Consider the following 13292-nt stretch of genomic DNA (forward strand, 5'->3'; position numbering starts at 1 on the left):
GGCACCGGAGCGGGCCCACCGGTCAGGCCCGGGTGAACCGCACGGGCAGGTGGTGCGGCCCGCGGACCAGGATGCCGTGCCGCCACGCCAGCGCCGCCGGGTGTGCGGCCAGCTCCAGATGGGCGAAGGCGCGCAGCAGGCTCGCGAACGCGATGCGGACCTCCATCCGGGCCAGCGCGTTGCCCAGGCAGTGGTGGATGCCGTGACCGAACGCGACGTGGCCCGTGGTGGCCCGCCGGATGTCGAAGCGCTCGGCGTCGGCGAAGCGGCCGGCGTCGCGGTTGGCCGAGTTCAGGGCGACCATGACCGCCTCGCCCGGCGCGATCTTCACGTCCCCGATGGTGATCGGTTCGAGGGCGAAGCGGAACGTCGCGCTCTCCACCGGACCGTCGTAGCGCAGCATCTCCTCGACAGCACCGTCGAGCAGGCCGGGGTCGGCCCGCAGCGCCGCCATCTGCTCCGGATGGGCCAGCAGGGCGTACGCGCCGTTGCCGATCAGGTTGGTGGTCGTCTCGTGCCCGGCCACGATCAGCAGGAAGACGGTGCCCCGCAACTCGTCGGCGCTGAGCCGGTCGCCGTCGGTATCGGTGGTCCGGATCAACGCGCTGAGCAGGTCGGAACCGGGCTCGGCGCGCTTCTGCTCGATCAGCGCGTCGATGAAGCGGGCGGCGTCGCGCGCGGCGGCCTGCCGCTCGGCGGGCACGCTGGACGAGACCGCGGCGTCGGCCCAGCGGCGTACCTCCTCACGATCGAGGAACGGCACCCCCAGCAGCTCGCAGATGACGGCCATCGGCAGCGGGAACGCGAAGTCGTCGATCAGGTCGAACCGGTCGCCCGGCCGGGCCAGCACCGCCCCCAGCAACTCGTCGGTGAGCTGCTGGACCCGCTCACGCAGCCCCTCCACCCGGCGCGGGGTGAACTCTCCGGCGACCAACCGGCGCAGGCGGGTGTGCTGCGGCGGGTCGGAGTTCATCATGTGGCTGCCGGACGGGCTCTTGATCGGGAACGACTCGCCCGCGGAGTGCCACTGCTTGGACAGACGCGGGTCGCTGAGCGCCGCGCGTGCCTCGTCGTAGCCGACGACGAGCCACACCTCGGCGCCCTCCGGCATCCAGACGCGGTGCACCGGACCCTGCTCGCGCAACCGCGTGTAGACCGGGTACGGATCGCGAGCGAAATCGTCGCCGAGCGCGGCGAGATCGAGGGGAGTGGTGGTCACAATTCCTCCAGAACGCTGCCGTGGGAACCGGTAATTCAGGCGTCCTCAAATGCTATGAAGGGTGACCAGGAGACCTTCTAAAGGAAATCTGGAGAGCGGTTTTCCGTACGCGACGAGCGTCCCGCCGTTATCCGGTGGTCTGGCCCAGCAACCCGTCGACGATCGCGATCAACCCCGATCGGTGCATGTTGCGCGAGGTCAGGGCCGGCCACAGCTCAGAGAGCGAGGACAGCCGCGGGAACTGCTCGGCATCGAGGTTGGCGAATGCCTTTTCCCGATGTGCTCCGGCGTCGGGCCGGGCGTAACGCTGTTCCCGGGCGACGCGCAGCATCAGCTCACCGGCGGTGTAATACCAGATCACCCGGTAGGCGTACACGGCCTGCTCGGGCGTCATGCCGCAGCGCACGGCGCCATCGATGATGTTCTCCACTATCCAGAGCGCGGAGACCGCCATCAGGTCGTCGGACGCGAGCACCTCGACGATCCACGGGCAGTCGGCCAGGATGTCGTGCAGCAGCTGGGCCGCCTTGATCAGGTGGTCCCGCGGGTCGTCCGGCATGTCGGTGCGCGGGAACTGCTCCGCGTGCGCCTCCAGCAGCAGGAGCAGGAGTTCGTCCTTGTCCTTCACGTGGTGGTAGAGCGCCATCGGGGTGCTCTCGAGGTCCTTGGCGAGGCGGCGCATCGAGAGGTTCTTGGCACCTTCCTCGTCGAGGATCCGCTTGGCCGCCTCCACGATGGCCTCCCGGGACAGGCGGGGCGGGCGTCCCATCCGGCTGCCACGTGACGGCGAAGACTGCATACTGCTCGGTACCCCCTGCGGTTACAGGACGCCTTCGACCTGCTCCGTTGATGTCGTCGAACACGGGACGTCCCCGGTGAACCGCACCACCGTATCCGGCAGCCGGTGCTGAAGGCCCGTCAGGAGCCGCCGCGAGTCGACGATGTCGGACGCGTACCGGACTCCGGGCCGTGCCCCGCCGGCCAGCACGGCCAGCACCGCCTCGGCCGCGACCACGCCGGTCAGCGCGGAACCGTCGGTACCGCGGATCACCACCGAGCGGCGCACCGGCCGGCCGTCGGCCGTGTGACCGGTGAGCTCGCCGTACAGCACCTGGTAGGGGCGGCGGCCGGCGGCGTCGAGCCGGCTGGCCCGGACGAGCTCGGCGATCGCGTCCGCGCCGGGCGACCCGGCCCCGCGGCGCCGGGTCGTCGCGGCCAGCACGTGCGGGCCGTCGAAGGCGTTGAACCACGATGCCCGGGCCAGCGGCAGTGTGAGCGCCTGGCGGCGCAGCTCCGCGGTCAGGTACGGATAACCGGTCAGCGCCCGGTCGACGGTCGGCACCTGGAAGTCCTCGTCGACCCGCAGGGCCCGCGGCACCTCGCGCCCGTGCCAGGCGGCCAGGGCCATGCCGTACCCGGCGTCCAGGCTGAGCAGGTAATCGGCGGCGGCGCCGGCGGTGAGGGCGCCGAGGCCCGCGTACGCTCCGGTGAAGTCCAGCGGCCCGGTGAGTCCCTCGGCCAGCAGCCGCGGCAGCAGCCCCGACAGGCCGGGCGAGACGCCGGCGGCCAGCACCACCGTGCGCCCGGCGGGCGGCGGCGGTGTCCGCCCGTCGTCCATCACCGACACGTAGTCGGCACCCGCCCCGAGGACGGCGGCCCGCACCCCGGCCATCAGCGTGTACGCCGGGGCCGTGCAGTCCAGGACCAGCCGGCAGCCGCTGGCGAACCGCCGTACCGCGGCCGGGTCGGTCGCGTCCACGACCGCCGGGCGCACCCCGGCCGGCGCCGGGCCCGGGCGGCGGCAACCGGCCCGGACCCGTACGCCGCCTCCGTCGAGCAGACAGGTCACCGCCACCGTGCCCACCGCGCCGCCGGCGCCGAGCACCCCGATCACGGCCGGCTCAGGCATGCCCGCCCCGCGGGACGGCGAGGCGCACGGCCCGGGCCACGGCCGGCACGTTCGGCGGTCGCATACAGGTGAAGTGGTCGCCGGGCACGTCGACGACGTGCAGCTCGCCGGTGCACACGTCGTGCCAGTAGTCGCTCATGTCCCGGTGCATCCCCGGGAAGACCTGTGCCTCGCCGCTCTGCCGGACGAAGGTCAGCTCGCCGTCGTACGGCGTGGGCCGGTGTGCGGCGACCGCGACCAGGCTGTGTTTGACGATCCGGAACTGGCGGCGCAGCCGGTCCAGCGAGGTCAGTCCGGCGTCGGCGACCGGCATGGCCGCCCCGATGGCGGTCAGCCGCTCGTCCGGGTCCATCGCGGCCAGCCGCCGGAACCCGGCGACGGTCTCCGGGCGTACGCCCGCCGCGCCCGGTTCCAGCAGGCTGCCCTCGGGCACTCGCCCGCCGTGGCGGGTGACCGCTCCGGCGACGATCCGCTGAGTTTCGGTCTCGTCGGCCGGGTAGCCGAGCCGGATCGGGTCGGCCCGCATCACCCGGGCGAAGATGTACTCGGCCAGCAGGTCGTCCTCGACCAGGTAGGGAACCCGGTAACTGCTGATGATCGTGGTCGCGGCGACCCGGATGCCGGCCGCCGCGAGAAGGGTGGCCAGTTCGGTGACGAGCAGCCCGCCCATGCAGTACCCGATCAGGTGGACCTCCTCGTGGCCGGCCGCGACCAGGGTGGCGGCGTGCCGCCGCGCCAGCGTGCCGGTCAGCGTGTGCGGGTCGCTGTCCAGGTATTCCTGCTCGTCGTCGAGGACGAGACCGGCCATCGGCACGTCCGGGGAGAGCTCGTGGACCAGCGATCGGTAGGGGATGAGTGTGCCGGTGCCGTCGTGCACGAGCACGTGCAGCGGCTGCCCGGGGCCGGTGGCCGGCCCACGGGCGCGGTCGCCGACGGAGACCAGCGACGAGGGGGCCGGCGCCGGGCCGGACGCCTCGAGCGAGCGCAGGTAGGTCGCGATGTCGGCGATCGTCGGCCGGTTCAGCACCCGGCGCAGCAGCTGGTCCCACTCGACCTCGCGGGCGGCCGGCAACCGGTCCCGGATCCGCCCGACCAGCTGGGCGACGAGCAGCGAATCGCCACCGGCGGCGAAGAAGTCGGTATCCCGGCCGACCTGGGTGACCGGCAGGATCTCGCACCAGACGCCGGCCAACAGCCGTTCCGTGTCGTCCGCGGGCGCCGACGCGACCGAGCCGGCCGTGTGGTGCCCGCTACCGGCCGTCCACCGGGCCAGCCGGCCGCGGTCCACCTTCGCGTTACCGGTCAGCGGGATCCGGTCGAGGGTGTGCAACTGGGCCGGGAGCATGTACTCCGGCAGGCGTTCGGCCAGGTGACGGCGTACGTCCTCGGCCTCCAGCGGAGCCCGGTCGGCCTTGAACCTGGACACGAAGACGTGTTGCCCGATCAGGGACAGCGCGTCATCGGCGGCCGGCAGGGTGGCCACGACCTCGGCGCCGGCCTCGTCGAGCAGGGACAGCCAGCGGTCGCGGGGGACGAACGTGGTGCCGGTCTCGCGCCGCTCGTCCTCGAACCCGGTCAGCCCGGCGTTGAACTCCATCGAGGTCATCACGTGGTACGCGTCCCGGGTGGCCTCGATGAAGACCAGCCAGCCGCCCGGCCGCACCAGCCGGCGCAGCAGGTCCAGCGCCCGGCCGGCGTGCACGGCGTTGTGCAGCACGTTGGCCAGCAGGATCACGTCGAACCCGTTGTCCGGCATCCGCTGCTCGACGTGATCGGCGTTGAGATCGAACAGCCCGAAGCGGACCCAGGGGTAGGCGGCGAAGCGCTCGGCCGCCGCGTTGAGGAAGAAGTGCGACAGGTCGGTGAACAGGTACTCGACGTCGAGACCGTCCAGTGCGGGGATCAGCTCGGTGCTGGTGCCGCCGACACCGGCGCCGATCTCGAGGATCCGCAGCGGGGCACCGCCGGCGTGCCCGGCGGCGATCGTCCGCAGCGCGGCGATGACTGCCGCGTTGTTGTGGCGGCTGATCAGGTTGTCGCGGTAGGCGGCCTCGGCGGTGTCGAGCCGCCCGTGCGGGAACAGCAGCGTCTTGAGGTCGATGTCGTTGCGGACCAAGGCCTGCAGGTGCTCCTCGGAGGCCCGGTGGTAGCGCACCAGCTCGGCGCCCCACCGTACGGCCGGTTCGAGGGTGTCGATGCGGTCACGCAACCGCCTCGCCTCGGCCTCGTCCGGCCGGGTCAGGTCGTGGTAGGCGCCGGTGTCCGGGTCGCGCCGGACGAGACCCTCGTGCTCCAGGGCGCCCAGCCATCGGCGTACCAGATAGTGGTTCGCCGGAGCGGCCTTGACCGTCTCGATGATCTCCTGGTCGGTGTGCCGGGCCCAGCCGCCGGCGAACAGCCCGCAGTCCACGAGCAGCCGGCTGATCGACTGCAGGGCGGTCCGGTCGAGCAGCTCCACCATCTCGGCGACCTGATCTTGGTCGACGGCACCGATGCGGGCCGCGGCCGCCGCGGCCATGGTCTCGGGTAGCCGCTCCGGCAGCGGGGCGCGGGCCGCCGCCGCGGGCTCGACGAACGCGGCGAGATGGCGCCCGGCCTCGTCGTCGTAGGGGATGACCGCGGCCGCCTGCACCCCGGGATGGGCGAGCAGTGCCGCCTCGATCTCGGCGACCTCGATGCGGTGCCCGCGAATCTTGATCTGGCCGTCCTCGCGCCCGAGGAATTCGATCTCGCCGTCGGGTAGCCGCCGGCCGAGGTCGCCGGTGCGGTACAACCGCCGCCCGTCGCGGGGATGGTCGACGAACCGCTCGGCCGTGCGCGCCTCGTCGCCGAGGTAGCCGAGGGCCACGCCGGCGCCGCCGATGTACAGCTCGCCGACCACCAGCTCCGGGCACTCCCGCAGCATGTCGTCGAGCACGTGGAAGCTCTGGTTGGCCAGCGGCCGCCCGTACGGGATGCTCGGCTGGTCCGGATCGACAGTGCCGACCCGGTGGTGGATCGACCAGATCGAGGCCTCGGTCGCCCCGCCCAGGCTGATCACCTCGGCTGTGGGTGCGTGGTGGCGCACGGTGTCGGGCAGGGTGACCGGGATCCAGTCGCCGGAGAGCATGACCACCCGCAGCCGGCTCAGATCGTGGCCGGGTGCCGCCGCGAGATACTCGGTCAGCAGCTGCATCTGGGCGGGCACCGAGTTCCACACGCTGACCCGCTCGGTGACCATCAACTCGGCCCAGTGCGACGGATCGCCGCGCCGCTCGGCCCGCGGCAGTACCAGGGCACCACCCACCGACAGCGGGCCGAACACGTCGTAGACGGAAAGGTCGAAGCCGAGCTGGGCGAGCCCGAGGACCCGGTCGTCGGCGCCGACGCCGAAGCGCCGGTTGATGTCGTCGACGGTGTTGCGGGCCGCCTCGTGGCTGATCATGACGCCCTTGGGCGTCCCGGTGGACCCCGAGGTGTAGATGACGTACGCCAGGTCGGCCCCGGCGGGCTCGGGCGCCTCGGCGGGCCGCCCCGGCACCGCGGGGAGCCGGTCCGCCTCGATGGTGGTCACGCCGGACGCGGCCAGCTCGGCGGCGTGCGCCGAGTCGGTGACCACGATCCGGACCCCGGCGTCGCGCAGGATCGTGTCCCGCCGCCGGGCCGGCTGCCCCAGGTCGACCGGCAGGTACGCGGCGGAGGCGAGCAGGATTCCCAGCACCGCCACCACCTGTTCCACGCCCTTGGGGGCGATGACGCCGACCCGCTCGCCCGGCTCGCACCCGGCGTCGTGCAGCAGCCGGGCCAGCGACTCGGCCCGAGCCAGCAGCTCGCCGTAGGTCAGCGTGCGCCCGGCCGCGATCACGGCGACGCGGCCGGGATCGCGGCGCGCCCGGTCCACGAACCGCGCGTGCAACGGCCCGCGCACCCGGGGCTCGGCGGTGTCGTTGGCCGCGGCCACCAGCTCTCGCTGCCGGCGCGGCAGCACGACCGGGTCCACCTCGTCGGTGGCGTCGCCGTCGGCGAGCCGTTCGACGAGTGCGGTGAAGGCGGCGAACATGTCGGCGGCGACCCCGTCCGGCAGGACGCCGTCGCGGACGTCCCAGTGCAGCAGCAGGCCGCCGTCCTCCGCCATCATCTGGCAGTCGATCCACACCTGCGGCGTCTGGCTGATCCCGTACGTCAGGCGTGCTCCCGGCATCAGGCCGGCACCGGGGGCCGGGGCGCCGCTCACCGTGCTGGTGAACGTCACCGGCATGGCCGCGGCCGCCCGGCCCCGCCGGCGCGCGATCTCGCGCAGCACCTCGACGCCGCCGCAGAGGCGGTGGTCGAGGTCCTCCCACAGTCGCGCGTGCAGCGTGGCCAGGCGCTCGCCGAACGCGGTGGACGGCGTCGTGTCGACGTCGAGCAGGCTGACCGAGCTGAAGTCGCCGATGATCCGGGGCACGTCCGGGTGCAGCGGCAGCCGGTTCTGCACGGTCAGGCTCAGGGCGAAGCGGGGGTGGCGGCTCCAGCGGCCGATCGTCTCGGCGTAGGCACCCAGCACCGCGGTGGAGGCGGTGACCCCGAGCTCGGTCGCGCGGCGGTGCAGTTGCTGCCAGCGGGCCTCGGTGAGACGGGTGGCCAGGCGGGTGAAGCGCGGTGCCGCTCGTGGCGCGTCCGCGCGTACCGGCAGCTCGGGCGCCGCCGGCAGGTCGTCGATCCGGCTGAGCCAGTACTCGCGGTCGCACCGGTAGCGTTCCGTCTCCCGGAGGCCGCGCAGGGCGAGGACGTAGTCGCGGAAGGTCACCGCCGGGGTGACCTCGCCGCCTTCGCCGGTCACCTCGCGCCGCAGCTCGTCCAGCAGCAGCCGGAAACTGCTGTAGTCACAGATCAGCAGGTCGATGGAGAAGTGCAGCAGCAGGCCGTCGGGGGTGCTGGTCGCGCGCAGGTCGAACAGCGGCCAGCGATCGGTGGGCCGGACCCGGTGGGACAGCTGCTCACGCACGTCGGCGATCGCCGACCGTACCGCCTCCGGCCCGGCGTCGCGCAGGTCCGCGTGCACCACCGTGTAGTGCGGCACCTCGGCGGCGACCTGCTGGAACCCCTCCGCCGCGACGGTCGCGCGAAGCATGTCGTGCCGGGCCACCAGCCGGTTCCAGGCCGCCTCCACCTCGTCCACCGGCCAGTCCGGCACGGCCAGTTCGAGGTAGCCGTGGCAGGCCACCCCGCCGAACTCGAACGCGCTGCCCCGGCCGAGCAGGTACGCCGACTGCACCTCGGTCAGCGGGAACGGCTCACCGGACTGCTCGGGGGCGGCGGTCAGGGTGACGCCGAACTCGTCGCCGCCCGCGCGCAGCACCGCCAGGATCTCCGGCTTGTGGTCACGCAGCCAGCGCAGCCGCTCCGGGGTGGCCACGCCTTTCGGCGCCTGATAGCGGAGGTTGTCACCCTCGGCGTACAGCACCATGCCGGCCGCCCGCAGGGCCGTCACCGTCTCCACAATGGCCATGTTCTTCCTTCCCGGAAGCCCGTCGTCACTGTCTCGACACACCTTCGCAAAGGTGACTGGGGAAACTCTGGACGACAGCGATCGGGTCAGCGGCGATGTGCCGCCGGCGTGACGTCGAGCCCGGTGATCGCCTCGGAGCGTGCCCAGAGTCGTCGTGCGAGGTCCAGGTCGGTGGCCGGGCCGGCGAGTTTCTCGAAGGTCGGCCTGGCGGGGCGGAACGGCCGGCCCGGGCCGATGTGCCGGCCGGTGGGCGCGGCGGTCTCGGTGGCGGCGTAGAGGATCGGGGTCACCGCTTCGTCGATGGGGCGGCGCAGGACGAGTCCCAGGACCGTGCCGACGATCCGGTCCAGCGGGGGCGCCTCGCGGTCGAGGCGGGTCTTGGCCATGCCGGGATGGGCGAGCAGGCTGCGCACCGGCGATCCGGCCTCGCGCAGCCGGCGGTCGAGTTCCAGGGCGAACAGCACGTTGGCGAGTTTGGACCTGGCGTAGGCGCGGCCGGGTGAGTAGCCGCGTTCGGCGGCGAGATCGTCCGGGTCGAGGTGGCCGATGCGGTAGAGGCCGGAGCCGACGGTGACCACGACCGGGTCGCGTCCGGCGCTCAGCCGGTCCAGCAGCAGGGCGGTCAGGGCGAAGTGGCCGAGGTGGTTGGTGGCCAGCTGGCTTTCGACGCCCTGCGGGCTGAGTCGCCGCGGCACGTTGCCGATGCCACCGTTGTTGATCAGCGCGTCGACGGTGACGGCGTCGGCGCGCAGGCCCTCGGCGAACGCGTGCACGTTGTCGAGGTCGAGCAGGTCCACGTGCCGGATCCGCAGATCGGCTGCCGGGTGCTCGGCGATCAGCTGGTCCCGGACGAGGCCGGCCTTCTCGGTGTCCCGGACCGCCATGATCACCCGGCCACCGCGGGCGGCGAGGTGACGGGTGATCGCTGCGCCGAGGCCGCTGCTGGCGCCGGTGACGACGAAGGTGCGGCCGGTCTGGTCGGCGAGGTCGGCGAGGGTCCAGTCGACGGCTTCCATGGGGCCTCCAAGGTTAAGCGGATGACTTATCCGATTGAAGGCCAGCGGAAGCGGATTGTCAATCCGGTTGGGTAGAGTGGCGTGGTGACTCCGCAGCTTCGCGCCGACGCCGCCCGCAATCGTGAACAACTGCTGGCGACAGCGCGCGGTGCGATGGCCGAGGGCGACCTGGCTCTGCAGCTCAACGACATCGCCCGGCGGGCGGGGGTGGGTGTCGGGACGGCCTACCGGCACTTCCCGACCCGTCGGGCGCTCGTCGAGGCACTCGCCGACCACTGCTTCACCACGCTGGTCGAGCAAGCTCGCGGCGCGAGTCGCCACGAGGACCCCTGGACCGCGGTCGAGCTCCTGCTGCGTGCTCTCCTGCTCGGACAGCTGACTGACCCCGCCTTCGCCGAGGTCATCGCGACCGGCCCGGATCAGGACGCCGTCGCCCGCACCACCACCCATCGCGAGGAGTTCATGGCGTCGGCTCGTGCTGTGCTCGACCGCGCCCAGCGGGCCGGCTGCGTGCGCCCCGACCTCTCTCAGGACGACCTGCACCGCCTGGTCTGCGGCACCGCGTTCGCCCTGCGCATCGGGGCGGATCCGACCGGCCGGCTCGAGCTCTACCTGCGCGTACTCCTCGACGGCATCCACGCCGGACGACCGGCCCGGTCGTGAAGCGCGGCCTGGGCGGTCCGCCTTCTCGCTGGTGCGGATGCTCGGTGATCGGCGGTGGCGGGCGTCGCGTCAGCACTCGGCGGCTCCGGCGCTGAGGTCGCCGGCGTGGTGGCGCCCCAGCGGCCGGGACCCGAGCAGGCGCTGCTGGCGGGCCCGGGCCGCCCACCAGCGCTGCGGCCCGGCGATGTGGTGGACCGTGCGGTGGCCGAGATCGAGCAGGTGGCGGGTCAGCGCGGTGGCGGGGACGACGGGACCGTCGGGGCGCCGAGCGGGGTGCTGTCTGCCGCTTCCTTGGCGGTGTGGGATCGGCCGGCGTCCGGACACCTGATCGCGTCCGGAGGCGGGCGTCGTCCTGTCGCGGCAGCGGGTGCGGTCACGTGCCTTTCAGTCCGAGCACCCCCGCGACGGTGCGGACGGCCAGCGTTTCGAGGTACGGCGTCGGGGTGGGCGGCGTCTGCTCGTCGAACGCCCGGCTGGCCAGTCCGATGAAAAGTCCTTCGAGCGCGCCCAGTAAGGCGGTCGCGAGTACCTCGGCCGGCGTGTCGGTGGTGATCGAACCCGCCCCCTGCCCGTCCGCGACGAGGTCGCGGCAGCGCTCGATGAGCAACGCGTACGTCCGTTCCACCTCGCGCCCGACCGGATGGTCTTGGCCGGCGAAGCTCATCCGCAGGGCGATCAGCACGCGTGCCACGTCGCGGCGGCTGAAGGCGGCCTGGCCGCGGGCCAGCACCAGAAGCGCCGCAACCGGGTCCCGCTCCTCGGTGACCAGGGCGCCGACCTCCCGCAGCCAGGTGTCACGAGTCCACTCGATCACCGCGAGGATGAGGTCGTTCTTGTCGGTGAACTGGTGGTACAGGGCGCCGCGGGTGAAGCCGGCGGAGCTGGCCACCCGTGCGAGGTTGAACTGTCCGTACCCGTAGCGGGACAGCTCGACGGCCGAGGCTTCCAGCAGAGCCTGGCGGGTGCGCTCCCGGCGCTCGGCCTGGGTGAGCCGGTCGGGCCGCCTCATCCGGGTTGCTCCTGGCCGGCGACGATCCGCATCGCGATCCGGCGATGGCGCGGGCCGATGAGCCGCCACACCAGGCGGGCCAGCACCGGCCGGTTGAAGAAGAGCACCGTGGTGAGCGTACGCCGAGTCGGTGCCACCTGACGCCCCACCATGACCGCCCGCAGCAGCCGCAGTGAGGTTTCGAGCCGGACCACCTCGGCGGTGGACTCGACGATGCGCAGCCCGGCGATCTGGCCCGGCCGCGTGTCGCCCGGGCGGAAACCCAGCAGCCGGACGACGCGCTTCACCGACGGGGGAAAGGCGGCGAACCCGTCTCGCACCCACTGCTCCGGCGAGCGCTGGTCCGGCTCGGCCAACCGCGCCTCGAAAGCGTCCGAGTAGTCACCGGCTCGAGCCAAGGCGACCGGATCCGTCACCGCGACCCGGCGTACCACGCGACCGCCATTTTGCAGGTCCATCCCGCACCTCCCTGTTCGTCGAGCATACTTACATACATGCACGCACGTATGTAAGAGGAGTGGGGGATGAGACTCGTGCCATCTGAAGATCAGTTGCCGGGTGCGGACGTTGTACTGTCATCCGCTGACGCAGGCCGGCACCGTCAGGTGAAGGGGTACGCATGATGCGCTACTGGCCGCGGCGCGCCGCCGGGCTGCCGCCGGGGCAACGCCTCCTGGCGGAGATGCCCCGATTCAGCGATCTGCCCCACCTTCCTCCGCCCGCCATGCCGGTTGAGCCCCGACTGGAGATCAGGTACGAAGGCGAACTGGTCGCCGTTCTGACCTCCGCTGACCTGCTGGCGCTCGGACCGCGCGAATTTACGGCTGACTTCCACTGCGTCACGACGTGGTCGGTGACGGGGCTGGTGTGGACCGGCGTTCCACTGCGCGATGTTCTCGCCTCGGTGGGGATGTCAAACGCGCCCGCACCGTACCTGGTGGCCCGTGCCGGCGACCGTCGTAAGGCCGCCTTCACCTGGGAGGACGCCGTCGCCGACAACGTCCTCCTGGCGACCCGTCTCAACGGCGCCGTCCTCGACGACAGGCACGGTGCTCCGCTGCGGCTCGTGTCCCCCAGTCAGTACGGCTACAAGAGCGTCAAGCACCTCATCGCCCTGGATCTGCGCGCGGAACAGCCCCGGGTCATGTCGAAGGAGCACCTTCGCGCTCGCGTCGCCCTCGAGGAACGGCACCCGCGACTGCCGAGTGCGGTGGTGAGACTGCCGTACCGGATGATGATCGCCCCGACCGCGTACCTGGCCGAGCGAGCGCTGAGCCATCGTCGAACCCGTCAGCGGCCCTGATCACCTCCGTGGCCGCGAAGTCATCGAGAACACGAAAGGGTGACCGCTTTAGGCTTCTTATGGCTTTCAGGACTTTGGTCCCTGTCATTCGCCGCCGATAGCGGCAAAGCTGAGGGTGAGCATGCGGTCACCGCATGAGAGCTTCATCGTGATCACGTGGAGGAGACCATGACATCCGCGCTCACCGCACCGCCCGCGCCGAGTGACGGCCGTGGCCCTCGCCCAGGTCCCAGGACGGTTCATTTCCCCGCCGGCGCACCCGGCGGTACCGGCGGGTCGATCGTGGTAGCCGCCGTCGACGACGACGACAACGCGGCCGTGGTGCTCAGCTACGCCGCGACCCGAGCCCGCGAGTTCGGCGTACCCCTGCGCGCCGTCCACGTCTGGGGCCGGGCCGGCGAACGGATCCCCGACGCGGACCTGTTGCTGACCTGCCTGCTGTACGACTGCCTCCCCGAGGCCGAGGCGTCGGCGGCCGAGCGGGAGATCCTGCACGACGACCCGGTGCCGGCCCTCGCCGCCCTGAGCCGAGAGGCGCTGTTGCTGGTGGTGTCGGCCTCCAGCGCCGCGGTCACGGCCGACCGGCCGCTCGGCGACACCGCTCACGGGCTGGCCGGGCGTACCGCGTGCCCGCTCGTCGTGGTCGCACCGCGACAACGTCGTCGTTGAGGTGACCGATTCGGCTGGACGCGCGGGAGGGGCT

Annotated in this window: 10 protein-coding genes; 3 read left to right on the plus strand and 7 right to left on the minus strand. The window is 72.3% G+C overall.

Annotated elements, in window-relative coordinates; genetic code table 11:
• Positions 1-22 precede the first annotated feature (22 nt).
• The 5 genes from Actob_RS21570 to Actob_RS21590 form a co-directional block, all read right to left on the minus strand.
• Entirely contained in the window at positions 23-1219 is a 1197-nt protein-coding gene (locus tag Actob_RS21570; protein ID WP_284922128.1) for a cytochrome P450 family protein, read from the minus strand.
• A gap of 127 nt (positions 1220-1346) precedes the next feature.
• Positions 1347-1988 carry a TetR/AcrR family transcriptional regulator gene (locus tag Actob_RS21575; protein ID WP_284922129.1) on the minus strand — a complete coding sequence of 214 codons (642 nt, stop codon included), beginning with the start codon at positions 1986-1988 and terminating at the stop codon, positions 1347-1349.
• Positions 1989-2039: 51 nt separating this feature from the next.
• Positions 2040-3128: a saccharopine dehydrogenase family protein gene (locus Actob_RS21580; protein WP_284922130.1), complete on the minus strand. Its 1089-nt coding sequence runs from the start codon at positions 3126-3128 to the stop codon at positions 2040-2042.
• Positions 3121-8598 (minus strand): non-ribosomal peptide synthetase, encoded by a 5478-nt coding sequence (locus Actob_RS21585; RefSeq protein ID WP_284922131.1) that lies wholly within the window; start codon positions 8596-8598, stop codon positions 3121-3123. Before Actob_RS21585 ends, Actob_RS21580 begins: the two co-directional genes overlap by 8 nt.
• An 86-nt stretch (positions 8599-8684) precedes the next feature.
• Positions 8685-9614 carry an SDR family NAD(P)-dependent oxidoreductase gene (locus Actob_RS21590; RefSeq protein ID WP_284922132.1) on the minus strand — a complete coding sequence of 310 codons (930 nt, stop codon included), beginning with the start codon at positions 9612-9614 and terminating at the stop codon, positions 8685-8687.
• Between the two features lie 84 nt (positions 9615-9698).
• Here Actob_RS21590 and Actob_RS21595 point away from each other — a divergent pair, with 84 nt between their 5' ends.
• The gene (locus Actob_RS21595; protein WP_284922133.1) at positions 9699-10277 is read left to right on the plus strand and encodes a TetR/AcrR family transcriptional regulator; all 579 of its coding nucleotides are present in this window, start codon (positions 9699-9701) and stop codon (positions 10275-10277) included.
• 373 nt (positions 10278-10650) lie between these two features.
• On the opposite strand, the gene Actob_RS21600 is transcribed toward Actob_RS21595, so the two are convergent.
• Together Actob_RS21600 and Actob_RS21605 are read right to left on the minus strand one after the other, a co-directional pair.
• Positions 10651-11286, minus strand: a complete 636-nt coding sequence (locus tag Actob_RS21600) for a TetR/AcrR family transcriptional regulator (RefSeq protein ID WP_284922134.1) — start codon at positions 11284-11286, stop codon at positions 10651-10653.
• Positions 11283-11744, minus strand: coding sequence for a hypothetical protein (locus tag Actob_RS21605; RefSeq protein WP_284922135.1), 462 nt, complete (start codon positions 11742-11744; stop codon positions 11283-11285). Before Actob_RS21605 ends, Actob_RS21600 begins: the two co-directional genes overlap by 4 nt.
• Positions 11745-11908: 164 nt before the next feature.
• On the opposite strand from Actob_RS21605, the gene Actob_RS21610 reads away from it, so the two are divergent.
• Together Actob_RS21610 and Actob_RS21615 are read left to right on the plus strand one after the other, a co-directional pair.
• Positions 11909-12589: a molybdopterin-dependent oxidoreductase gene (locus Actob_RS21610; protein WP_284922136.1), complete on the plus strand. Its 681-nt coding sequence runs from the start codon at positions 11909-11911 to the stop codon at positions 12587-12589.
• A gap of 282 nt (positions 12590-12871) precedes the next feature.
• On the plus strand, positions 12872-13258 hold the full coding sequence (locus Actob_RS21615; RefSeq protein WP_284922137.1) for a universal stress protein: 387 nt from the start codon (positions 12872-12874) through the stop codon (positions 13256-13258).
• Positions 13259-13292: the final 34 nt, after the last annotated feature.

The sequence above is a fragment of the Actinoplanes oblitus genome, from assembly GCF_030252345.1.
GTDB classification, from domain to species: Bacteria; Actinomycetota; Actinomycetes; order Mycobacteriales; family Micromonosporaceae; genus Actinoplanes; species Actinoplanes oblitus.